14 protein-coding genes are annotated in these 25,283 nt (G+C 60.8%); 3 read left to right on the forward strand and 11 right to left on the reverse strand.

Annotated elements, in window-relative coordinates:
- Positions 1-21: 21 nt before the first annotated feature.
- The 6 genes from ACA049_RS07715 to speB all read right to left on the reverse strand — a co-directional run bounded on the left by ACA049_RS07715 (position 22) and on the right by speB (position 5,675).
- Positions 22-273, reverse strand: coding sequence for an acyl carrier protein (locus ACA049_RS07715; RefSeq protein ID WP_497334407.1), 252 nt, complete (start codon positions 271-273; stop codon positions 22-24).
- A 55-nt stretch (positions 274-328) separates the two neighbouring features.
- The gene (locus ACA049_RS07720) at positions 329-1,054 is read right to left on the reverse strand and encodes an MBL fold metallo-hydrolase (RefSeq protein ID WP_497334409.1); all 726 of its coding nucleotides are present in this window, start codon (positions 1,052-1,054) and stop codon (positions 329-331) included.
- 86 nt (positions 1,055-1,140) lie between these two features.
- Positions 1,141-2,520: a sodium:solute symporter family protein gene (locus tag ACA049_RS07725; protein WP_497334411.1), complete on the reverse strand. Its 1,380-nt coding sequence runs from the start codon at positions 2,518-2,520 to the stop codon at positions 1,141-1,143.
- A 221-nt stretch (positions 2,521-2,741) separates the two neighbouring features.
- Positions 2,742-4,253, reverse strand: coding sequence for a purine-cytosine permease family protein (locus tag ACA049_RS07730; RefSeq protein WP_497334413.1), 1,512 nt, complete (start codon positions 4,251-4,253; stop codon positions 2,742-2,744).
- 54 nt (positions 4,254-4,307) lie between these two features.
- On the reverse strand, positions 4,308-4,715 hold the full coding sequence (locus ACA049_RS07735) for a YybH family protein (RefSeq protein ID WP_497334415.1): 408 nt from the start codon (positions 4,713-4,715) through the stop codon (positions 4,308-4,310).
- A 9-nt stretch (positions 4,716-4,724) separates the two neighbouring features.
- Entirely contained in the window at positions 4,725-5,675 is a 951-nt protein-coding gene (gene speB / locus ACA049_RS07740; protein ID WP_010462004.1) for an agmatinase, read from the reverse strand.
- Between the two features lie 339 nt (positions 5,676-6,014).
- On the opposite strand from speB, the gene ACA049_RS07745 reads away from it, so the two are divergent.
- Positions 6,015-6,908, forward strand: a complete 894-nt coding sequence (locus ACA049_RS07745) for a LysR family transcriptional regulator (RefSeq protein WP_007945995.1) — start codon at positions 6,015-6,017, stop codon at positions 6,906-6,908.
- 4 nt (positions 6,909-6,912) lie between these two features.
- Positions 6,913-7,509: a tRNA-uridine aminocarboxypropyltransferase gene (locus ACA049_RS07750; protein ID WP_497334417.1), complete on the forward strand. Its 597-nt coding sequence runs from the start codon at positions 6,913-6,915 to the stop codon at positions 7,507-7,509.
- Positions 7,510-7,649: 140 nt separating this feature from the next.
- On the opposite strand, the gene ACA049_RS07755 is transcribed toward ACA049_RS07750, so the two are convergent.
- From ACA049_RS07755 to ACA049_RS07765, 3 genes are read right to left on the reverse strand one after another with little or no spacing between them, the layout of a single operon-like run.
- Entirely contained in the window at positions 7,650-9,017 is a 1,368-nt protein-coding gene (locus ACA049_RS07755; RefSeq protein WP_497334419.1) for an HlyD family type I secretion periplasmic adaptor subunit, read from the reverse strand.
- 9 nt (positions 9,018-9,026) lie between these two features.
- Positions 9,027-11,186 carry a type I secretion system permease/ATPase gene (locus ACA049_RS07760; protein WP_497334421.1) on the reverse strand — a complete coding sequence of 720 codons (2,160 nt, stop codon included), beginning with the start codon at positions 11,184-11,186 and terminating at the stop codon, positions 9,027-9,029.
- 18 nt (positions 11,187-11,204) lie between these two features.
- A complete protein-coding gene (locus ACA049_RS07765) occupies positions 11,205-12,563 on the reverse strand; it encodes a TolC family outer membrane protein (protein ID WP_497334423.1) in 1,359 nt (452 codons plus the stop codon).
- 590 nt (positions 12,564-13,153) lie between these two features.
- Here ACA049_RS07765 and ACA049_RS07770 point away from each other — a divergent pair.
- On the forward strand, positions 13,154-21,070 hold the full coding sequence (locus ACA049_RS07770; protein WP_497334425.1) for a retention module-containing protein: 7,917 nt from the start codon (positions 13,154-13,156) through the stop codon (positions 21,068-21,070).
- A gap of 158 nt (positions 21,071-21,228) precedes the next feature.
- Here the strand turns inward: ACA049_RS07770 and ACA049_RS07775 are convergent, their stop codons facing one another.
- Together ACA049_RS07775 and ACA049_RS07780 are read right to left on the reverse strand one after the other, a co-directional pair.
- Positions 21,229-21,585, reverse strand: a complete 357-nt coding sequence (locus tag ACA049_RS07775) for a DUF6124 family protein (RefSeq protein ID WP_497334427.1) — start codon at positions 21,583-21,585, stop codon at positions 21,229-21,231.
- Between the two features lie 503 nt (positions 21,586-22,088).
- The gene (locus tag ACA049_RS07780; protein WP_497334429.1) at positions 22,089-25,130 is read right to left on the reverse strand and encodes a hypothetical protein; all 3,042 of its coding nucleotides are present in this window, start codon (positions 25,128-25,130) and stop codon (positions 22,089-22,091) included.
- Between the last annotated feature and the right edge of the window lie 153 nt (positions 25,131-25,283).

Genomic DNA, 25,283 nt, shown 5'->3' on the forward strand with positions numbered 1-25,283 from the left:
AATTCAAGATAGTGGGAGGATTCAATCCCGCCCAATCTCCACCAAAAACCGACTCAAATCATTCGCCGTCCTGGCGTCCTTGAGCATCCGGTCTTCTTCCGCCGTAAACGCCGTCAACCCCAGCTCATCCTCCAGATGGAAGATCAGCTCTTCAATGTCCTGTTTATCCAGTCCCAACTGCGCCAGGCTGGCGTTGTCGTCGAAATCATCCTGACTCTCCAGCAGGCGGCTGATGAAACGGTGCGCGGCGGCGCGAACGGCAGCTCTTTTCATGGTGGTTCTTCGAGGGCGTTATTGTTGTTTTCCCTGGGCTTGAGTACAGCAGGCTTCAGGCGTGTGAGCGCTGCCACTCGTCAATCATCGTGCGCAAATGCTCCCCGGAAAAACTCCCAAAATGCCCGCCGTGCACCGTGCGGATCGGCAACGCGCGCAAGCGCTGCAAGCTGTGGGCGTAGTCGTCGAGATTGGAATGGTAGGCGTCTTCGATCAGCGGCCCGTCGTAGATGATGTCGCCGCTGAACAGGGTCTCGGTCGCGGCTTCGTACAGGCTGATGCCACCCGGCGAATGCCCCGGCGTGTGCAGCACTTGCAGCACGCGATTGCCCAGGTCTAGCACGTCGCCTTCTTCAATCATCCCCGTGGCCGGCGCGGCTTTGACCCGGTATTCGGCGTAGCACAGCGGACAGTCCGGGTGCGCCTCGAACATCTCGTCACCGACAAACGCCCGACTCAAATCGTTTTCGCCGTCAGGTGCTGCCAGGATGTCGGCCTCGGCCGGATGCACCAGCCGTTCGGCAAACTCGTGATGACCGGCGATGTGATCGAAATGGCAATGACTGGCCACCGCCACCAAGGGCCGTTCGGTGATCCACGGCAGTTGCTCGCGCAGGCTCACCAGCCCGGAACCGCTGTCGAGCAGCAAGTCTTTGTCGCGACCCTGGATGTGCCAGAGGTTGCAGCGATAGAAGGGCCGGATGTAAGGCTCGTGAATCAGCCGAATACCGTCACTGAGCTGTTTGACCTCGAACCACTGATCGCGAGAAACAATCTTCATCAAAGGTTTTCTCCAGACGAAAAAAAAACGGGTGTGGCAACCGACGCCACACCCGTCGAAGAAAGCATCAAGTCGTTATGTTCAGCTTAGGCGGCGCTGGCCACCGTTGCCGGACGAGGGGACAGCAAGCTGACCACCACGAAACTCACCAGACCTACAGCGAGGCTGTAGTAGATCGGGGTGTTGGCGTCCATACCGTCCTTGATCATGAACAGCAGCGCGGTGGCAAAGCCCATGCCCATGCTGGCGATGGCGCCGGCGGTGGTTGCGCGTTTCCAGAAGATTGCACCGATCAGCGGGATCAGCATGCCGCCCACCAACAGGTTGTAGGCCAGGGTCAGCGCGCTGATCACGTCGTTGACTACCAGCGCGATACCCAGCACGACGATGCCGGTCAGCAGGGTGAACAGGCGGTTGATACCCAGGCTCGACTGTTTACCGCCGCGCAGTTTCGGCAGCAGGTCTTCGGTCAGGGTGGTGGCGGCGGCGAGCAGGCCGGCGCTGGCGGTGGACATCATGGCCGCCAGGGCAGCAGCGATCACCAGGCCACGGATACCGTCCGGCAGGGACAGTTTGACGATGGCGGCGAAGGCGTTGTTGACGTTGTCCAGGTCCGGGATCAGCACATGAGCGGCCATGCCGATCAGGGCGCAGGCCAGTCCGTAGAGGATGCAGTAGAAGCCTGCGAATGTACCGGCGACTTGAGCAACCTTGGCGCTCTTGACGGTGAACACACGCTGCCAGATGTCCTGGCCGATCAGGATCCCGAAGAAGTAGATCATGAAGTAGGTGATGATGGTGTCCCAGCCAATCGTGGTGAAGCTGAAGGCGGTTGCCGGCAGTTTCAACACCAACTCATCCCAACCACCGACGCGGTACAGGCAGATTGGCAACAGGATGAACATCAGGCCCACGGTCTTGATGACGAACTGGACGATGTCGGTCAGGGTCAGGGACCACATGCCGCCGATCGCCGAATAAATCACCACCACGCCACCGCCGACCAATACCGACATCCAGAACGGCAGGTCGAACAGCACTTGCAGCACGGTGCCAATGGCCAGGATCGAGACCACGCCGATCATCAGCGCGTACGCCAGCATGATCACCGCGCTCGCGGTGCGGGCCATCGGGTTGTAGCGTTTTTCCAGCACCTGGGTAACGGTGTAGATCTTCAGTTTCAGCAGCGGTTTGGCGAGGAACAGGTTCAGCGCGACGATCCCGCAACCCAGTGCGGCGCACAGCCAGAAACCGGAGATGCCATGGACGTAGCCCAGGCGCACGGTGCCGACGGTGGACGCGCCGCCCAGAACGGTGGCGGCCATGGTGCCCATGTACAGGCTCGGGCCGAGGTTACGACCGGCAACCAAAAAGTCTTCGTTGGTCTTGGCCTTGCGCATGCCGTAGTAGCCGAGTATCAGCATCGCGGCGGCGTAGATGAGTACGACGAATAAATCCAAAGCCATGATGGCGTGTCTCCGATTGTCTTTTTTATGGTGAGGCGAAAATCAATCCCTGTGGAACATCAATTCCTGTAGGAGCGAGCGGTGCGGCGATCCGACTAGCCCGCGAAAGCGGTGTGTCAGTCAACATTGATGTTGAATGTGCCGCCGCCTTCGCGGGCAAGTCGGATCGCCGCACCGCTCGCTCCTACAGGTAATGCGTTGATCACAGGTAATGCGTTGAATCAGGCGGCTTGTCGCATCGCCGGTTTACCGAGCGAATCCGTGCACTTGCTGCGTGCATCATTCGGGCCGAACACCGCAGCCGGTTCCGGGAACAGACTCAGCAGCGTCAGGTACACCAGCGAGGCCAGGCCGAGGGTCACCGGCAGGCTGATGTCGATGCCGCCCGCCAGTTCACCCAGCGGGCCAACGAATTGCCCCGGCAGGTTTACAAAGCACAGACCGACCGCAGCACTCGGGATCCAGGCACCCAGCCCACGCCAGTTCCAGCCGTGGGTGAACCAGTAGCGGCCACCTTTCTCGCCGCGGGTGAACACTTGCAGGTCATCCGGGCAATAGAAGCCGCGACGCACCAGCAGACCGATGATCATGATCACCATCCACGGGGTGGTGCAGGTGATGATCAGCACAGCGAAAGTCGACACGCTCTGCACCAGGTTCGCCGCAAAGCGCCCTATGAAGATGAAGGCAATCGACATCACACCGATCAGCAACGTCGCCTTGACCCGCGACAGCACTCGCGGGAACACGCTGGACATGTCCAGCCCTGTGCCATACAGCGAAGTGGTGCCGGTGGACATGCCGCCGATCACTGCGATCAGGCACACCGGCAGGAAGAACCAGCTCGGCGAGACCGCCAGCAGGCCGCCGACGTAGTTGTTGGCCGCGATATAGTCCGGCGCCTTGATCGCCACGATGGTGGCGGTGGCGAGGCCGAACAGGAACGGGATGAAGGTTGCGATCTGCGAGATCACCACGGCGGCCATGATCCGGCGCTTGGAGGTGTCACGCGGGATGTAACGCGACCAGTCACCGAGGAACGCCCCGAAGGAAATCGGGTTGCTCATCGCTACCAGCGCAGCGCCAATGAAGGCTGCCCAGAAACCCGGTTGCCCCATGCTCACGGTGCCGGCGTAGTTCACATCGAAAGGCCCGGCGAAGGCGAAGATGCCCAGCAGGAACAGCAGACTGGCGCTCCACACCGCGATCTTGTTGACCCACAACAGGAAGCGGAAGCCGTAGATGCAGACTGTCAGCACCAGGATCGCGAACAGACCGTAGGCCAGGCCCAGGCTCAGGTCGGTTTCGGGCAGGCCGATCAGGCGTTTTGCACCACCGATCAGCGCATCACCCGAACTCCACACCGAGAGCGAGAAGAAGGCGATGGCGGTCAACAGCGACAGGAACGAACCGACGATCCGCCCGTGCACGCCGAAGTGCGCACCGGACGACACGGCGTTGTTGGTGCCATTGATCGGGCCGAACAGGCCCATCGGCGCGAGGATCAGCGAGCCCAGCAGCACGCCCAGCACAATTGCCCAGACGCCGGCCTGAAAAGACAGGCCGAACAGCACCGGGAAACTGCCGAGCACGGCGGTGGCAAAGGTGTTGGAACCACCGAAGATCATCCGGAACAAGTCCGTCGGGCCTGCGGTGCGTTCGTTGTCCGGGATCTGTTCGACCCCGTGGGTTTCAATCTGCGTAAGGCTTTGGTCGTTGTTGTTGTTATTCATGATCAGCTCCGATCATAAAGGCGCGCTCATCGTGTGTGAGCGTCACCTGTTTGGCTAAGGGGGTGGCAGCCCTTCCGGCATCGCGGACAAATGTTCGTGGCAGGCCAGCCATAGGCCTTGTTGTTGTCGGCGAAACACAATCGTCTCGCGCTCCTGGCTGAAGTGTTGCTCCCCTTGCATGCGCAGCTCGGTGGCCACGTCATGGATGAAAATCGCCACGTCACCCTGCAGGCTGACGAAAGCGTTGCTCGACGTGCACGCAAGCACCTCGAAGCCATCCTCGGCGCGCCAGGTGTCCCACAACGCCTGATAGGCATCGCGCGACAGCAAGGGCTGCTCGAGGGTGTAGAACACGAAGCTGGCGTCGGCGCTGAACGCGCCGAAGTAGGCTTCGCGATCATTACAGGCGAAGGCGGACACCAGATCGGCGGCGGCTTTCAACACCTGATCACGTTCGTTCATGACCAATCCTCAGCGGTGGGCCACGCCCGGCAGTACGCAGAGCATTTCGTACAGCAAGTTGGCGGCCAGCAGCGAGGTGTTGCCGGTGGTGTCGTAGGCGGGCGAGACTTCTACCAGATCGCAGCCGATCAGGTCGAGGCCTTGGCAGCCGCGAATGATCTCGATCGCCTGAATGGTCGTCAGACCACCGATTTCCGGGGTGCCGGTGCCTGGGGCCCAGGCCGGGTCGATGCCGTCGATGTCAAACGTCAGGTACACCGGGCCGCCGCCGACTTTCTCGCGGACTTCAGCCATCAGCGGGGCCAGGGATTTGTGCCAGCACTCTTCAGCCTGAACCACACGGAAGCCTTGTTTACGGCTCCAGTTGAAGTCTTCGGAGGTGTAGCCCTGAGCGCGCAAGCCGATTTGCACCACGCGATCGCAGTCGATCAGGCCTTCTTCGGCGGCGCGACGGAAGGTGGTGCCGTGGGCGACTTTCTCGCCAAACATGTGATCGTTCACATCGGCGTGAGCGTCGATGTGCACCAGGCCGACCTTGCCGTGCTTCTTGTGAATCGCACGCAGGATCGGCAGGGTGATGGTGTGGTCGCCGCCCAGGGTCAGCGGGATCACGTTGTGTTCGAGGATGGCGTCGTAGGATTCTTCGATGATCCGCACGGCGTCCAGCAGGTTGAACGTGTTGATCGCCACGTCGCCGATGTCGGCCACCGACAGCGAGTCGAACGGTGCAGCGCCGGTCGCCATGTTGTACGGGCGGATCATCACCGATTCAGCGCGGATTTCGCGAGGTCCGAAACGGGTGCCGGGGCGCAGCGAGGTGCCGATGTCCAGCGGAACGCCAACAAAGGCAGCATCCAGACCGGCAGCGGTAGGCAAATGGGGGAGTCGCATCATGGTGGCGATGCCGCCGAAGCGCGGCATTTCATTGCCGCCCAGTGGTTGGTGAAGAATCTTGTCCACGGGTAAGGCCTCATCGTCGTTGTTTTATTTATGTCGGTTGCTCCGCTCCGGGGAGGTACGGGCACCGTTGGGGGCCGATTCTGCGAAATGTAGTGGCCGGGAAGAATCGCTACGGGCAAATACTTAGTTCAGATTTTTCTAAACTAATGGACGAGGGGGCGATAGACTTCCCCGCCTGAGACAGATTGTCTGTAGGAGCTGTCGAGTGAAACGAGGCTGCGATCTTTTGATCTTGATCTTTTTAAAAGCAAGATCAAAAGATCGCAGCCTCGTTTCACTCGACAGCTCCTACAGGGCTCGTAGGAAACGAAACGATTTCGCTGGTGTTTGGAGAACCCCATGGCCAACGCTTTACCCGACCTGAAATTGTTACGCATCTTTGTCAGCGTGGTGCGTCATCAGGGGTTCGCCAACGCCCAGCAAGAGCTCAACCTCTCGACTTCGGCCATCAGCACCTACATGAGCCAGCTCGAAGCCGCCCTCGGCCTGGTGCTCTGCCATCGCGGTCGCGGTGGTTTCAGCCTGACCAGCAAGGGCGAGTTGTTCCATCAGGAAACCCTGCGTCTATTGGGCGAACTCGAAGGTTTCGAACAATACGCGGCGGCGTTGAAGGGCGAATTGCGCGGCACGCTGAACCTGGGCGTGATCGACTCCACCGTCAGCGACAAGGCCTTGCCGTTCGCCGAAGCCATCGGCGCCTACAGCCAGGAACACCCGGCCGTGCATTTGCACCTGTCGGTCATGAGCCCCTACGAATTGCAGCTCGGCGTCCAGGACAACCGTCTCGACCTGGCCATCGGTGCGTTTTCCACGCGCATGAGCGGTCTGGTCTATATGCCGCTCTATCGCGAACAACACTGGTTGTATTGCAGCAGCCGTCATCCGCTGTTCACCGAACGGCGTATTCCCGAGCAAGTCATCACCCAGCAGCGCATGGTCGGCCGGGGTTACTGGAGCCAGGCCGAACTGGCCCGTCACGGTTTCAAGCACAGCGCCGCGACCGTGGAAAGTATGGAGGCGCAGCTGATTCTGGTGCTGTCTGGCGCCTACATCGGCTACCTGCCGGAGCACTACGCCCAAGCCTGGGCGGACAAGGGCGATTTGCGCGTATTGTTGCCGGCGACCTTCGGTTATCAGGCGCCGTTCTCGATGATCGTGCGCCGTGGCCGCAGTCGCGAGCCGCTGATCCAGACCTTCCGCGATCTGCTCAAAGCACAACTGAACCAGGCCTGAGAACATGTCCAGAATCCAGTGCCCGCGCTGCCTGCGCCCGCAAACCCATTGCCTGTGCCCGTTGATCCCGAGCCTCGACAGCCGCACCCGGGTGTTGCTGTTGCAGCATCCGAGCGAAGTGAACCATGCGCTGAACACCGCGCGACTGGCCGCGTTGGGTTTGAAGAATGCCGAGTTGATTGTCGGTGAGGTGTTCGAGGACTTGCCGGCGCTGCTGAACCCGCCGGGGTATCAGGCGCGGTTGTTGTTTCCTGCCGACGATGCGCAACCGTTGCAGGCGTACACCGCGAATGACCAGCCGCTATTGCTGGTCGTACCGGATGGCACCTGGCGCAAGGCGCGCAAGATGTTGCACCTCAATCCGTTGTTGGCGGCGTTGCCGAGAGTGACATTGGCGGACGGCGGGGTGTCTCGGTATCGACTGCGCAAAGCCCCGGGGCCGGGGGCGTTGTCGACGGTGGAAGCGATTGTTCAGGCGTTGCAGACGCTGGAAGCACCGACCTCTTTTGAACCCTTGTTAAGACCGTTCGAAGCGTTGATCGAGGGGCAGATTGCGGCGATGGGGGAGGAGACCTTTTTGCGTAACCATGGGCCGAAATAGTCGGTGTTAGTGATGGCCTCTTCGCGAGCAAGCCCGCTCCCACAGTTGATCGCATTTTCCCCTGAAGGAACTCGGTCACCTGTGGGAGCGGGCTTGCTCGCGAAGACGGCAGAACAATCGCAGCAAATTCCAGCCAGAGACTACCGCTCCCGCATCGCCTCCGTCCGTGCTTTCAGCACCGGTTTCAACAAGTAATCCAACACGCTTTTCTCGCCAGTGATGATATCCACCGTCGCCACCATCCCCGGAATAATCAACAACGGTTTCACATCCCCGCCCAGGTGATTCTTGTCGGTCCGCACCTGAATCAGATAAAAGCTGTTGCCCTTGTCATCAGTAATCGTGTCCGCACCAATCAACTCCAGCTTGGCCGTCAACCCGCCATAAATCGTGTAGTCGTACGCGCTGAATTTCACCATCGCTTTCTGCCCCGGGTGCAGGAACGCCACGTCCTGCGGCCGCACCTTGGCTTCGATCAGCAAGTTGTCTTCAATCGGGACGATTTCCACCATGTCGCTGCCGGGTTGAACCACACCGCCGATGGTATTCACCTTCAGCACCTTGATAATCCCGTGCACCGGCGACACCACGGTGGTGCGGGTCACGCGGTCATCGATGGCGATGCTCGAGGCTGTGATTTTCGACAGGTCGGTGCGTTTTTCATTCAGCTCTTTCGCCGCGTCCGAGCGGAAGGATTGTTCCGATTCATCAATCTTGCTTCTGATCTCGTTGATCGCCGATTCCGCCCGGGGAATTGCCAGCGTCGTCGCATTCAGCGAGCCGCGAATCTCCACCGCGCTGCGTTTGAGTCGCAGGATTTCCACTGGTGAAACCGCCCCGGTGCCCACCAGCGGCGCGGACATGTTCATCTCTTGTTGCAGCAGCGCCAGGCTCGAACTGAACTGACCTTGCTTGGAGCGGAATTCCGCCAGTTCCTGGGTTTTCTGCCGCAGTTGTTCACTCAGCGTCCGTTGCTCACTGGCCAGTCGACGCTGGCGTTGTTCGTACAGCGAGCGCTCGTCCTCGGCCACTTGCGGGGCCTTGGCGATCACCTCCGGCGACAGCTTGAACGGCCGACCTTCCGCTTCGGCTGACAGTCGTTCGACCTGTGCCGTCAGCGCATAACGATCCGCCTCGCTCTCGCCCTTATTTGACAGGAACCGCGTGTCATCGAGGCGCAGCAAAGTGTCGCCCTTGTTCACCATTTGCCCTTCGCGCACGAAGATCTCGGTGACGATGCCACCTTCAAGGTTCTGGATCACCTGGACCTTGCTCGACGGGATCGCCTTGCCTTCGCCCATGGTGACTTCTTGCAGCACCGCAAACTTGGCCCAGACCAGCGCGGTAATCAGCAGCGCTGCGGCCAGCCACACGGTGATCCGCGACCAGCGCGGTGAATCCTGCAGCGAAGCGCCGGCGGTTTCCGGCATGAATTCGCTTTCGGCGGTTTTGCCGAAACTGCCGAAGTAGCCCCGGTCTTGTGGCGTGTCGGAAGATGAACGGGCCATGGGTAGCTCCTAGACAGCCGCAGAGCCGACACGGCCCTTGCGCAGTGCATCGATGACCGCTTCTTTCGGACCGTCGGCAACGATCCGCCCGTTATCCAGCACCAGCAGCCGATCCACCAGGCTGAGCATCGAGGTGCGGTGAGTCACCAGCAGCAAGGTTTTGCCCTGCACCCAGCCGTGGAGTTTCTGCCGCAAAACATCTTCGCTGCTGTTGTCCATGGCGCTGGTGGGTTCGTCGAGCAGCATGATCGGCGGGTCCAGCAACAAGGCCCGGGCCAGCAGCACGGCTTGACGCTGACCGCCGGACAGCAACTGCCCGCGTTCGCCCACGGGCCGGTCAAAACCTTGCGGATGCTGACGCGCCAGTTCGGTGACACCGGTCAGTTCGGCGACTTCGAGCATCCGTGAATCGCTGATATAGCGGGCGCCGAGGGTCAAGTTGTCGCGCAGACTGCCAGCGAGCAGTGGCAGGTCATGGGCGACGTAACCGATTTGCTGGCGCAGGTCGGCGACATCGAGTTGCCGCAGGTCCAGCCCATCGATCAGCAACTGGCCTTCTTCCGGCGCATAAAATCCCATCACCAGGCGTGCCAGGGTGCTTTTGCCCGAGCCGCTACGACCGATGATGCCGATCCGTTCGCCGGGTTTGACGCTGAAACTGACGTTGGACAGGGCCGGGGCGTTCTGGCCGTTGTAGTGGAAGGTCACGCCGCTGACGTCCATCGCACCTTGCAGCTGCGTGCGCTCCAGCGGCCGCTGGTTGGCATCGCGCTCTTGCGGCAAGGACATCAGCGCATCAGTGCTTTTCATGGTCAGCTGCGCTTGCTGGTAGCGGGTGATCAGCCCGGCAATCTGTCCCAACGGCGCGAGTACGCGGCTGCCGAGCATGTAGGTTGCCACCAGCGCACCGACGCTGAGGTTGCCGGCGATGATGCTGTAGACCCCGGCGACGATGGTCGCCATGCCGGAGAATTGCTGGATGAACAGCGTGCCGTTGGTGGCCAGCGCCGAGAGGTTGCGCGCGTGGCTGTCGAGGCGGGTGAGGGCGCCGTGGGTGCTTTCCCATTTGTGCTGGCGTTCGCTTTCGGCGCTGCACGCTTTCAGGGTTTCCAGGCCGCCGAGGGTTTCGATCAGCAGGGCCTGGCGTTCGGCACCGAGGCTCAGGCTTTTCTGCACGGTGTCGCGCAGACGTACCTGAATCACCATCGCAAAAATGATCGTGATCGGAAACGCCAACAATGGAATGACCACCAGCCAGCCACCGAGCAAGCCGATCACCACCAGCATCAGCACGGCAAAGGGCAGGTCGATCAGGCTGGTCAGCGTGACGGCGGTGAGGAATTCGCGCAGGCCCTGGAAGTCATGGATGCTCTGGGCGAAACCGCCGATGGTTGCCGGCCGCGCTTTCATCGCCATGCCGGTGATGCGTTCGAACAACGTCGCGGAAAGAATCACATCGGTTTTCTTCCCGGCGGTGTCCAGCAAATGTGCGCGCACCACCCGCAGCACCAGTTCGAAACCGGTGCCGATCAGCAAGCCGATCGACAGCACCCACAAGGTCGACGTGGCCTGGTTCGGCACCACACGGTCGTAGGTTTGCATCACGAACAGCGGCACCATCAACCCCAAAAGGTTGATCAGGAAACTCGCCAGGATCGCATCGCTGTACAGCCATTTCGACAGCTTCAAGGTGTCGCGAAACCACGCTTCCACGCGCGGCACCAGCGGCGAGCGCAGGTCTTCGAGTTCATGGCGTGGCCGGGCGAACAAGGCCTGGCCACTGTAGTTTTCGGCCAGCTCTTCACGGCTGACCCATTGTTCACCGCCGTCCGCTTCACTGGGCAGAATCAGCAACCGACCGTCCTCGCCGTAGCGTCGCAGGATGGCGGTGCGGCCATTGTTGAGGATCAGCATCACGGGCAGGTTGAGCGCGGAAATGTCCGCCAGTTCGCGGCGCAGCACCCGCGCCTGCAAGCTGGCCCGGGCGGCTGCCCGCGGCAACAGGTCCAGGCTCAAGCGCTGCTTGTTCAGGGGCAGCCCGGCACTCAGGCTGGCGCGACTGACTGTCGCGCCATGGAGTTTGCAGAGGATCAACAGACCGTCCAGAAGCGGGTCATCGAAGCTCAGGCGCGGATCGACACCGGTGTTGCCGGGTTCCATGCTGGTCAAATTGATCTCTCCACAGGCCTATTTCAGTTCAGGCAAACGGGCTTCGTTTTTCACTTCGGTGGAGGCGATCGCATCGGCGGGCAATACCACCCGTTGTTTGCTCAGCAACTGGCCCATGTTCGCCAGCACGCGGTACATCGAATATTCCTCGGTGTAGCGCACTTCGGTGTAGCGGCGATTGGCGTTGTAGAGCTCGTTTTCACTGTCGAGCAAGTCGAGCAGGGTGCGTTGGCCGAGGCCGAACTGATCCTGATACGCCAGGCGCACACGTCGGCTGGTATCCGCGTATTCGCGGGCAGTCGGGGTCTGTTTCTTGGCATTGACCATGGCGTTCCAGGCCAGGTGGATGTTCTCGTTGAGTTGGCGCAGGGCGTTGTTGCGGATGTCCATCGCCTGGTTGATCTGATGCGCATCGGAGGCCAGGCGAGCCTTGTCGCTGCCGCCGCGGAACAGGTTGTAGTTCATCACCACGCCCACGCGCCATTCGTTGTCGTGGCCTTCATCGCCTTGCACGTTGTTGTTCGCGCCCACCGCCGCTTCAGCGTCGAAACGTGGGTAGAACGGCGACTTGGCGACTTCGTACTGGCTCTCGGCCGATTGCACGTCCGCCTGGGCGGATTTCAGGTACGGGTTGTTTTCCACCATGCTTTGCTGGGCTTCCGGCAGGGTGGTGGGCAGTTCGCCACGGATCGACGGCGGCGCTTCGAGTTCATCGGGAAGGCGCCCGGTAACGGCGTAGAAGTTCGACTCGGCATCCGCCAGGTCGACTTCGGCAGTATCGAGGTTGTTCTGCGCCAGTGCCCGGCGAGCAGTGGACTGGTCGGAGTCGGCGTTGCTGCCGACGCCACGCTGGGTGCGCAGGCCGATCTGGTCGTTGACCCGCAAGTGCGCCTGCAGGTTGTTGGTGGCCAGGGTCACCAGTTCGCGGCGCTTGAGCACTTCGAGGTAGACCTCGATGGTGCGTAACGCCAGGTCCTGGGCGGTGCCTTGGGCGTAATAGGCCCGGGAGTTGACCACGCCTTTGGTGCGTTCGACTTCGTTCGCGGTGTTGAAACCGTCGAACAGCATCTGCCGCAGGCGCAGCTCGGATTGGGTGTAGGTGAGGATTTCGGTGTGGTGATTGCCGAACGCCCGGGTGTTGGTGTTATCGCTGTACCCGCGCCCGTAGGCGGCGTTCAGGTCCACCGATGGATAAAAGCCCCCTTTGGCGACTTTCACCTGCTCATCCGCGGACAGGCGCGAATCCACACGCGAGGCCAGCTCCGGATGGGTCGCAATCGTGCTTTGGATCGCCTCGGTCAACGACATGGCTTGGGCGTGGGAAGTGCAGGCCATGGCCAGCAGAACCGCGCTGCAAAGAGGGGTTAAAACGCGCATGGATACATCTCCCTGATTCCTGATGGTTCTTTATCAGTCGCCAAATATTTGACGACATTTATAGGCAAAACCGTTTCATGCTTGTAACAACGTAGCTAAGAACATTCTAGAGCGTAGCTAAGAAATTTTTTTCATAGGAGTTATTCCAAAAAAAACTTATGCGCTCTGCAAAATCCAGCACATTGTTCACTCTGAAAGCCCTTGATTCAGGAGCTCTAGGGACCATTCGAGGGTTTAAGGAAAGTTCCATCCACTTATCGACATAGGGCGGAGAAGTGCTGGAGGGGAGGGAAGCGAAACGGTTTTGAGGCGACATTTTTTTGTCACTCAACAGGTTCAAAATCGTTACGCATCGCTCGAAGGGCAATGTGTTTGCGATTGGATCCCCAAGGTTGTTGATTACATTGGGGTTTTGCCAAAAACGGACACATTGGCCACGAGCGGCACGCTTGGTGAGACGATCGCCGGGGCAGCGGCTTACTCAGGTAAACGCGCTCCGCAGACGATCCGCCAGGCAACCTGCTTCAACCATGAGCACGTTCTTCGCACAAACAGGGTGCCGACAGCGGTTGGCAGCGGAGGAAATGCACATGGCAACGCTCATCGGTATCGTCAGTAAAGTCATTGGTCAGGTGTTCGCGGAAAGCGGTGGCACCCGACGTGCGCTGGTCGAGGGCGATCGATTGTTCGCCGGCGACCAGTTGATCACCGGGGCCGAAGGCGCGGTGGCCGTGCATCTGCAAAATGGCCAGGAACTGACCCTCGGGCGGGGTAGCAGCCTGCAAATGACCTCCCAGCTACTCGCGCACCAGGCGCCCCATGTGGATACCGCTGAAGCGGTGACGCCGACTCAGGCGCAACTGACCGATGTCGAGCAACTGCAAAAAGCCATCGCAGCCGGCGATGACCCGACTCAAACGGCTGAGGCCACGGCGGCGGGCCCGACTTCGACCGGTGCACCCGGTGGAGCGGCGGGCGGCGGCCACAGTTTCGTCATGCTCGAAGAAGTGGGCGGGCGGGTCGATCCCACCATTGGCTTCCCCACCGCAGGCTTCAACGGCATTCCCGAATTTCCGCTGGAGCGTCTGGCCGGTGATCCGGACAACGGTGACAACGGCGACGGCGGTGCCGGTTCAGGAGGTACAGGCGTCTTGCCGAACAACCCGGTCACCCTCGCGGGCCTGTCGGTAGCGGGGGGCGAACTGACCCTCAACGAAGCCAACCTTGCCGACGGTTCTGCCAGCAATCCGGGCGCGTTGATCCAGAACGGCACCTTCACCGTGTCTGCGCCCGACGGGCTGAGCAGCCTGAGCATCGGCGGGATCAACGTGATCTCGGGCGGGGTGGCTATCGGCTTCCCGCAGTCGATCACCACGCAACTGGGCAACACCCTGACGATCACCGGTTACAACCCGGCCACTGGCGTGGTCAGTTACAGCTACACCCTGGTCGGCAACGACACCCATTCGGCCGGCGAGGGTGCCAACAACCTCAGCGAACAATTCACCGTGGTCGCCGGTGATTCCAACGGCGATACCGCCACCGGCACGCTGGACGTCAACATCACCGACGACGTGCCCAAAGCGGTCGATGACACCAACGCCAGCACCGCTTCGGAAACCCTGCTGACCCTGACCGGCAGCGTGCTGCCCAACGACTCGCAAGGCGCTGACCGCATTCCCACCGGCCCCAACAGCGGGCCGATCATCGGTGGCACCTTCACCGGGACTTACGGCACCTTGGTGCTCAATCCCAACGGCAGTTACACCTACACGCTGAACATCAGCGATGCCGATTTCAAGGCGTTGCACGGTGGTGGCAGCGGCACCGAAACCTTCACCTACACCCTGACGGATGCCGATGGCGACACCAGCACCGCCAACCTGGTGTTGGAGATCCACAACAACGATGACCCGGTCACCCTTGGCGGCCTCAACGTCGAAGGCGGCGAACTCGTCGTCTACGAGAAAAACCTCGCTGACGGTAGCAGCCCCGATGCACCGGCGCTGACCCAAAGCGGCACCTTCACCATCACCGCCCTCGACGGCGTGCAAACCCTCAGCGTCGGCGGGATCAACGTGGTGGTCGGCGGCGTTTCCGCAGGCTTCCCGCAATCCATCACCACGCCGCTCGGCAGCACGCTGACCATCACCGGCTTCAACAGCGCGACCGGCGTGGTCAGTTACAGCTACACCCTGGCCGATAACGAAGCGCATCCAACCGCCAACGGCGCCAATGGTATTTCCGAACAATTCGCCGTCACCGTGGTGGATGACAACGGCACCACCGCCAATGGCAACCTCGACGTCAACATCGTCGACGACCTGCCCCAAGCCGTGAATGACAGCAACGCCGGCACCGCCTCGGAAACCCTGCTGACGCTCAACGGCAACGTGCTGACCAATGATTCGCAAGGCGCCGACCGCGTGACCACTGGCGAAAACGCCGGCCCGATCACGCCCGGCACCTTCGTCGGGACTTATGGCACGTTGGTGCTGAACGCCAACGGCACGTACACCTACACCCTCAACACCAGCGACGCCGATTTCAAAGCGCTGCACGGCGGTGGCAACGGCACCGAGAATTTCACCTACACCCTCACCGATGCCGACGGCGACACCAGCACCGCCAACCTGGTGCTGGAGATCCACAACAACGATGACCCGGTGACCATTGACGGCCTCAACGTCAACGGCGGCGAACTCACCGTCTACGAGAAAAACCTCAGCGACGGCAGCAGCCCCGACGCGCCAGCGCTGACCCAAAGCGGCACCTTCACCATCACCGCCCTCGACGGCGTGCAAACCCTCAGCGTTGGCGGCATCAACGTGGTGGTCGGCGGCGTTTCCGCAGGCTTCCCGCAATCGATCGTCACGCCGCTCGGCAGCACACTGACCATCACCGGCTTCAACAGCGCGACCGGCGTGGTCAGTTACAGCTACACCCTGGCCGATAACGAAGCGCATCCGACGGCCAATGGCGCCAACGGCATCTCCGAGCAGTTCGCCGTCACCGTGGTCGACGACAACGGCACCACCGCCAACGGCAACCTCGACGTGAACATCGTCGACGACCTGCCGCAAGCCGTGAATGACAGCAACGCCGGCACCGCTTCGGAAACCCTGCTGACACTCAACGGCAACGTCCTGACCAATGACGTGCAAGGCGCCGACCGAGTTCCGACGGGCCCAAGCGCCGGGCCGATCACCCCCGGCACCTTCACCGGGACCTACGGCACACTCGTTCTGAACGCCAACGGCACGTACACCTACACCCTGAACACCAGCGACGCCGACTTCAAAGCGTTGCACGGCAATGGCAGCGGCGCTGAAACCTTTACCTACGTCATCACCGATGCCGACGGCGACACCAGCACCGCGAACCTGGTGCTGAACATCCACAACAACGACGACCCGGTGACCCTCAACGGCCTCGACGTCTACGGCGGTGAACTGACCGTCTACGAGAAAAACCTCAGCGACGGCACCAGCCCGAACGCGCCGGCCCTGACCCAGAGCGGCACCTTCACCGTGACGGCGCTCGATGGCCTGCAAACCCTGACCGTGGGCGGGATCAACGTGGTGACCGGTGGTGTTGCCGCAGGCTTCCCGCAATCGATCGTCACCCCGTTGGGCAGCACGCTGACCATCACCGGCTACAACCCGGCCACTGGCGTGATCAGCTACAGCTACACCCTGGCCGATAACGAAACCCACCCGACCGCCAACGGTGCCAACAGCATCACCGAGAACTTCAATGTGGTGGCGACGGACACCGACGGCAGCACCGCGTCGGGCCAGATTAACGTCAACATCGTCGACGACCTGCCCACCGCACACGCGGACTCCGCCTCGGTCGCGGAAGGCGCGACCGTCTCGGGCAACGTGCTGGATAACGACATCGGCGGTGCCGACGGCCCGGCGCTCAGCGGCGCCGTGGTGGGCGTGCGCGCCGGCAGTGACACCTCGACCTCAGCCATCGGTGGCCTGGGCACCAACATCAATGGCACCTACGGTTACCTGACGCTGGACGCCAACGGCAACGCGACCTACCACAGCAATCCCAACGCGGTGAACGGCCCGGGCGCGATCGACGTGTTCACCTACACCGTGCGCGATGCCGATGGTGACGAAAGCACCACCACCATCACCATCGACGTGTCCAACAGCTGCATCGTCGCGTCCACCGATGCCGACGTGACGGTCTACGAAAAAGCCCTCGACCTGACCAGGGACGGGCAAGACCTGGCGGCCGGCACGGTCATCGGCAGCGACCCGACCAGCACCGGCGAAACCGCCAAGGGCACATTGGTCGGCTCGGTCACCGGTGCGATCGGCGCGATCACTTACACCTTGGTGGGCAGCGCCACGGGCAACTATGGCCAGCTCCAGCTCAACCCCAACGGCACGTATACCTACACACTGACGTCGCCTGCGACCACCACGCCGCATGTCAATGACGGCGCGAATACCCTGACCGAAAGCTTTACCTATCAGGCCACCGATTCCCTGGGCAACAGCACCACCAGCACCATCGTGGTGAAGATCGTCGATGACGTGCCAAAAGCCTTCGACGACAGCAACGCCGCCAAGGCGTCGGAAACCGCTCTGACCCTCAACGGCAACGTCCTGACTAACGATGTCCAGGGCGCGGACCATGTTGCCACCGGGCCGAACGCCGGACCTGTGACCCCAGGCACCTTCACCGGGACTTACGGCACCCTGGTGCTCAACGCCAACGGCACATACACCTACACGCTGAACACCAGCGATGCCGACTTCAAAAACCTGCACGGCGGCGGCACAGGCACCGAAACCTTCGCCTACACCCTCACCGATGCCGACGGCGATACCAGCACCGCCAACCTGGTGCTGAACATCCAGAACAACAACGACCCGGTCACCCTCAACGGCCTCGATGTGTACGGCGGTGAGCTGACCGTCTACGAGAAAAACCTCAGTGACGGCACCAACCCGAACACGCCAGCCCTGACCCAGAGCGGCACCTTCACCGTGACCGCACTGGACGGTCTGCAAACCCTGACCGTGGGCGGCATTGCGCTGGTCACCGGCGGCGTGGCGGCAGGTTTCCCGCAATCGGTGGTGACACCGCTCGGCAGCACGTTGACCATCACGGGTTACAACCCGGCGACCGGCGTGGTCAGCTACAGCTACACCCTGGCGGACAATGAAACCCATCCAACCGCCAACGGCGCCAACAGCCTCACCGAAAACTTCAACGTGGTGGCGACGGACACCGACGGCAGCACCGCGACGGGTCAGATCAACGTCAACATCGTCGATGATTTGCCCACCGCTGCGCCGAACACCGCCAGCGCGATCGAAGGCGCCACGGTCAACATCAGCGTGCTTGGCAACGACGTACTCGGCGCCGACGGAGCGGCGGCCGGCGGGGCAGTGATCGGCGTGCGGGCCGGCAGCAACACCGCCACTTCGGCGGTCGGTGGACTGGGCACCAACATCAACGGCACCTACGGTTACCTGACCCTGGATGCGGCGGGCAACGCCGTGTACCACAGCAACCCGAACTCGGTTGGCATCGCGGGCGCCACCGATACGTTCACCTACACCATCCGTGATTCCGATGGCGATGAAAGCACCACCACCATCACCATCAACGTCACCGACAGCGGCCTCAAAGCGGTGGTCGATCAGGACGTCACGGTCTACGAAAAAGCCCTCGACCTGAACCAGGATGGTCAAGACCTGGCGGCCGGCACCGTCACCGGCAGCGACCCGGGCAACACCGGCGAAACGTCCACCGGTACGCTGGTCGGTTCGGTCACCGGCGGCAGTGGCGCGATCACCTACACCCTGGTCGGCAGCGCCACCGGGACGTACGGGCAAATGCTGCTCAACCCCAACGGCACGTACACCTACACCCTGACCTCGGCACCGAAAACCTCGCCAAATGCCAACGACGGGCCGAACACCCTGAGCGAAAGCTTCACCTACAAAGCCACGGATGCGTCTGGCAACAGCACCACCAGCACCATCGTGGTGAACATCGTCGATGACGTGCCCAAAGCGGTTGCCGCCGATCGTTCGGTGGCCGCGGTCGAGATCGATTCCAACCTGCTGTTGGTGATCGACGTCTCCGGCAGTATGGCCGACGCATCCGGTGTACCCGGCCTGTCGCGACTGGCGCTGGCCAAGCAGGCGATCAGTGCCTTGCTCGACAAATACGACGACCTGGGCGATGTGAAAGTGCAGATCGTCACCTTCAGCAGCAATGCTACCGACAAGACTTCGATCTGGGTTGATGTGGCGACGGCCAAGTCGATTATCTCCGGCCTGACTGCCGGCGGTGGCACCAACTACGATGCGGCTGTCGCGACGATGCAAACCGCGTTCAACACCTCGGGCAAACTGACCGGGGCGCAGAATATCGGTTACTTCTTCTCCGACGGCAAACCCAACGAAGGCAACATTGGCACCGCAGACGAAACCGCGCTCAAAGCCTTCCTCGATGCCAACAGCATCAAGAACTACGCGATCGGCCTGGGCAGCGGCGTGAGCAACGCCAACCTCGATCCGCTGGCCTATGACGGCAGCACGCACACCAACACCAACGCGGTGGTGGTGACCGATCTCAACCAACTCAGCTCGGTACTCTCGGGCACGGTGGTCGGCGCGCCGGTTACGGGCACGTTGCTGGAAGGCGGTACGTTCGGCGCCGATGGCGGCTTCATCAAAACCCTCGTGGTCGACGGCACCACGTACACCTACGACCCTAAAGCCAACAGCAACCAGGGTTCGCTGAACTTCAGTGGCGGCGTCAACCACGGCACGTTCAACACGGTGAACAACAGCATCAGTATCGCCACCAACAATGGCGGCACGCTGGTGGTCAATCTCGACACCGGCGAATACACCTACACCTCGCAAAAAACCACGGCAGTGGTGATCACCGAAAACATCGGCTTCACCGCCAGCGACAACGATGGCGACCTGGCCAGCTCCACGCTGACGGTCAAAGTCATTCCGAACGCGGCGCCGGTGGCGGTCGATGACCACATCATCACCAACGTGCTCTCGGGCAACATCGTGGTACCGGGTGAATTGCTGCTGGCCAACGACACTGATGCCAATGGCGATCCGCTGACGGCGTCACCCACCAACTTCAACACCGGCTGGATTTCAAAAGGCGCCGACTTCACCGGCACCGGGGCGATCAGCTTCTCCTCGACCGGCAACAACACCTCTAACCAGGTCCTGGCGAATGTGCGCAATGCCTTTACGGCGAACGCGGCGACCATGACGGCGGTGCTGGTGGTCAGTGGTTACCTGGGCGGGGTGACCACCGGCAATGCCAACGATGAGGACCGGATTACCGTCAACCTCAAACAGGGCGAAACCCTCAACCTGGGCCACAACCTGGCGGGTGGTCACATCGCCATGGAGTACTCGCTCAACGGCGGTGCCTGGATCGCTCTCGCGGACGGGCAAACCCTCACCGCGGCGGCGGACGGGACCTATCAGATCCACGTCACCAACATCACCAACACCAGCGGCAGCGGCGTGAACAACGCGGAATACTACCAGCTGACCATGACCCTCGATTACGCCGGGGGCCACGACATCGCCCCGGATGCCCACGGCACCTACACCGCCAACGACAACCACGGTGGCAGCGACGGCGCGGCAGTGACCATCAGCTATCAGGATGGCCACACCCTCACCGGCACGGCCGGCGACGATGTGTTGGTGGCGGGCACCGGCAACAACGTCCTCAATGCCGGCGACGGCAACGACGTGCTCACCGCCGGCTCCGGCAACAACGAGCTGCATGGCGGCGCTGGCAATGACTTGCTGTTCAGCGGCACCGGCAACGACCTGCTCGACGGCGGCACCGGCATCGACACCGTGAGTTACGCCCACGCCACCGCCGGGGTTACGGTCGACCTGAGCGTGGCCACCGCGCAAAACACCGGCGGCGCCGGCACCGACACCTTGACCGCCATCGAAAACCTCACAGGCTCCAACTTCAACGACTCGCTCACCGGCGACAACCTGAGTAACGTCATCACTGGCGGTTTGGGCGACGACATTCTCAAGGGTGGCGGCGGCGACGACTTCCTGATTGGCGGCCTGGGCAACAACACCCTCACCGGCGGGGCAGGGGCCGACACCTTCCAGTGGCTCAAAGGCAACAGCGGCCACGACGTGGTCACCGACTTCACCCCTGGCACCGACAAACTCGACTTGTCGCAACTGCTGCAAGGCGAAAACGGCACGGCAGCCTCGCTGGATGACTACCTGCACTTCAAAGTCATCGGCAGCGGCGCCTCGGTCCTCACCAGCATCGACGTCAGCGCCATGGCCGGCGCGGCACCGAACCAGACCATCGACCTCGCCGGCGTCAACCTGGCCAGCCACTACGGCGTCACACCGGGGGCGGGCGGGGTGGTTGCAGGTGGGCATGACACGGCGACCATCATCAACGGCATGTTGAATGACCATTCGCTGAAGGTGGATACCGTGTGACCTGAAGGCTGAAACGACAAAACCCGCCATTCCTGCTTAGGGGATGGCGGGTTTTTTAACGTCAAAAGATCGCAAAGCTCCTACAGGTGTACGCAAAACTCTGTAGGAGCTGTCGAGTGCAACGAGGCTGCGATCTTTTGATCTTTCAATGGCCGCGATTACTGCGGATCAACCCTGTCCAGCATCCGATTCACCGCCAACTCCCCCAACATCACCACCTGCTGAATCCCCAGCAACGTATTGCGCTGTTCCCCCTCCATCAACCCCGCAAAATTACTCAACATTACACTCGCCGACGCCATGGATTCACAGGCGTTGACCAGCAGCGTTTCGTCATCGGCGTCCGGGGCGATGGAATAGATGGTGCTCGGTTTACGCGGAGTGTCTGCGGGAATGACCGGTTTGAGGTAGTAATCGAGGGCGCGGTCGGCGGCTTCGTTGAGTTTTTTGGAATCGGGGGTTTCGTAGGGGGAAACGTCGTCGGGTTCGGGTGGGTTGGGTGTGATCTTGAACATAGATGTAACTCCTTGCGTCGAATAAGGAGCCATCACTTTCGCTACCAAACGAAGAGGTGGTGGCCATACGCAGGTTGGTAGACCGGGACGCAAGGAGACCGGCGCGCCTGAAGACGCCCTGTGCATGACCACCATAAAGTCGAGACGAACAAACGCCACGAAATAGTGATGCTGCGAACCTTACGTAAATCCCAGGCTACCAAACCCGATCGCTGTTTTTCAGCGACGAGCAAACGATAGAGCCCAGCCCCAAGGCACACAAGCCGGCGGATTCTGGCGCAGCTGTAGGCATCGACGCAAGAATGTGTAGCCTGAATGAGTGTCTGGAGATGTTTTTTTAAACATCGCCGTTTAATTTCTCGCTCAGTTACTTAGGGCGAAAAATGGGATCGATAAATAAAGACCGATAAATAAATGCGTCCCCTTTTATTTTCCCTGTTTATTCTTTCCGGGCGGCAGCTGGCGGCGAGTTTACGACGCCAGCTGGGTAACTCCGGTAATTATCAAGTTCTAAAAAATTTAAATTCATCAAGGCGCACTTGCGCGCCGCTGCTCAATGATTTGCTTGTTACGACAATAGATTTTATACCGTTGAGTATGCCCGAATCGACCTCTTGTGGGGGGCCAGATGGCTCGACTCGTACTGTTTTAGACCCAATTATAGCTCCCGTGCCGTTCAAAAAATCATATCTGATCTCACCCCCCCCGATGACGTTGAAAGGCTGGAGCCAGAATGTTATTCGATTTGCAGTTCCATAAATTAACTCGATGCTATAAGACCTGACACCGAAAGGGTACAGATATTTTCCCTTTAGGGGGTTATCCGCTTGACTAACAGCAGTAATCCTTATGTATGCGATGGCGAGTATTAGCTCGATTATCGTTACTTTTAGTTTTTCAGTAAGAAACGATTCTCCAACTTTATTTATTATACGGTCTGGAGTGGAGTCGAAATTCTCTGAATCCCTAGGGATGATCTTTACGGTATAGGTCCTGGTAGGGAAGGTCACCGCCGCACCCAGGTCATCCACCTTGCCAAAGTTGACCCTGAACGTGATCGTAACCGTCGTCCCATCCTTGAGCGCTTTCAACCAGTCCACCAATGCTGGCCGGGTCACCCCCGGCGTTCCGCTATGCGGGAAACCCTCCAAGTCATCGAAATGAATCGCTGCCCCGCTGCTGTCAAACCCGTCATACCGTAGCCAGATAAATTGTCCCGACGCGTACAGCGCCCATGGCCCGATGTTTACTTTGTCGGCGGCCACCAGTTCGTTGACATCCAGGTGTTGCCCGGTCTGATCGACAATGACCGGCGTAGGCAACCGCGGATCCTCATCGGCAATCCGATTCACCGTCAACACCAACGGCAACGACTGGGCGATCACTTGCCCACCCCGAATCAGGTCCCAACGCAACTGCGGCACCTTGCCGTGCCACATACCAAGAAACACCGCATCCAGGGTGAACAGGGCGAATGCCTGGTCGAGCGCTTGATCGCTAAATGCAGGTGAGTCCGGCAGTGGATTGAGCAGAACCAGTTGCGCTTTATCGCCGGGCTGCGCCGCCGCGAAGTCGACCCGCACGCTGACGCCTTGCGGGTGACTCAAAGCATCGAGGGGGTTCTCGGTTGGAGCATCCAGCGTCGGCGGATCCAGTTTCAGTTCCGGTGCGACGCCAATCACAAACACCAACGGATTCGAATAACTGGTGGTATTGCTCTCGACCCGCCAGATCTCGTAACTCACGCTTAGTGTCTTCTCGCGATTCGCTTCGAAATATTGCTGCACAAACGCAGCATTGAGGGGGAAGTCCACATTCCTGCCGGCGCTCACTGAGTTGAGTTCCTTGAAGTCTGTGGCAAGCAGTACACCGTCGGCATCCCATAGTTTCCAGAAGACCTTATCCCTGGGCTTGGTCGGGTTGGCGTCAGAGTGGAGACAGGTGATCTTGCTGACGCCGCCGGGCAGCTCTTTCGGCTCCAGCGCGCCGTTTTCTTCGCCGAGAACGATGGCTTCGACCAGTTCGAACCGTGGCTCGCCGACGTTCAGCAGGGCGGCGTGCAGGGACTCCCGCCCCCTGATTTCGCCGTCATCGTCCCAGAGCAGGTTGTACCACAGCTCCAGGGTGCCACCCTCGAGGGTCTTGAGGTGTTTGCCCTCGACGGTGATGACGAAGCCTTTGGGATCATCGGCTTCCTCTTTACTTGGCAAGAGCCAGTCCAGGAACGGGTCATAGATGGTGCCATCCGGTCGTTTGCCGAACCATTTCAGCTCGATCGCCATGCCTTCCTGGATAAGCGGATCAAACGGAATGCGAATGCGCACGCTCTGCAGGTCAGGGTCGAGCGCGCCGTCCTGCGCATCCTCGGCAATGGGCACCGCCAGGCGTTGGAGTTCACCGATGAAGTGGATGAAGCGGCCTTTGGAGTTCTGGATGATCTCGCCGTCGCGCTCCAGTTCGTAGGAAAACCTTGCCTGGGTTTTTGCCAGGGCACGGGCACCGGGGTTGGACAGGAGCACTTCGACCAACGTGGGCGGGTTCTTATCGATGGATTGGCGCACCTTGAGGTCGATGGCGTCACCGTCCAGGGTGGTGCCCGTGAGGTTCATGATGATGACGTCGTCCTTTTTGAACTCGGCCGATGCTGCCCAGACCTGCAGAAGCAGCGGTTCATCTCTACCCAGCTTCTCGAGGTCGAGGATGTCGCCGTCGGCCTGCTTGAGGATGGGCGCCTCCAGCCGTGAGTTGCCGGTGTCGACGACGATGCGCGTTTCCTTGCACCAGTCTTCGGACTGGTTGTGCACCCGGTCGCGGACCATGAAGCTGACGGCCAGGCCTTCGAGGCCGGAGTCGCCGGCTTTGAGGATGGTGGCTTCGTCGATGTGGACCTTGATCGGGTTGGTCAGCGGGTCATCGATCTGCGCCTGGGTGACGGGATCGGACAGCACCAACTGACCGCCCCAGCTCACCGGGATCACATCGTCCACGGCGATGTTTTCATAGGGGCGGTCAGTGCCGCTGCCGGGTTTGGCCTGGATGAGGATGTCGACACCGTTTTTGGCGCTGTCCTTGTCCACGCCATCCTGGACGATCTCCTTCGGGTCGAACGCCATGTACAACCCGGAATGCCCATATTCCGGGTCGGTGTCCTGACCTGCGGGAATCTCGAGTTTGACGTCGAGCTCAAGCGGCGGAGTGAACGGTTCGGCCTGCTGATTCAGCCGCGTCACCCGGTAGGCCAGCAGTGCTGGACCGCTCTGCAAGCGATCCGCCGGGACAAACAGGGTCGTGCGTTCGGACAGCTCGACGGAGTCGGTGACGGTGTGTTGATCCACCCTGCCGTTATTGAGCAGCAGCTCGACCTTGTCGCCCAGGCTCTTGTTCGACCAGACCGGAATCTGGACTTTCAGGCCCTTGTCGGGAAAGTTGAGCCGGGCGGCCGCCAGGTTGATGCCCCACTTGCCGGACGCTAACGCAATGCCGCCGGTGATTTCCGGGGGGAGCAAGAACAGGGGACTGAGGTTTTTCAGGGCTTGAACGAGCATGGGAGGGCACTCCGGCCGGGGTAGGGCGATGGAGTGATTTAAGGCCGGAAGCGGGAGGGTTGGCTACTGTCAGAAATAACAGGTAGGTGAAGTTTCCAGACGAGCGGTCGGCGAGTGTGTGGTGGCGGGTTGAGTACTACCAAAAAAAACGGC

The sequence above is a fragment of the Pseudomonas sp. LBUM1662 genome, assembly GCF_059695915.1.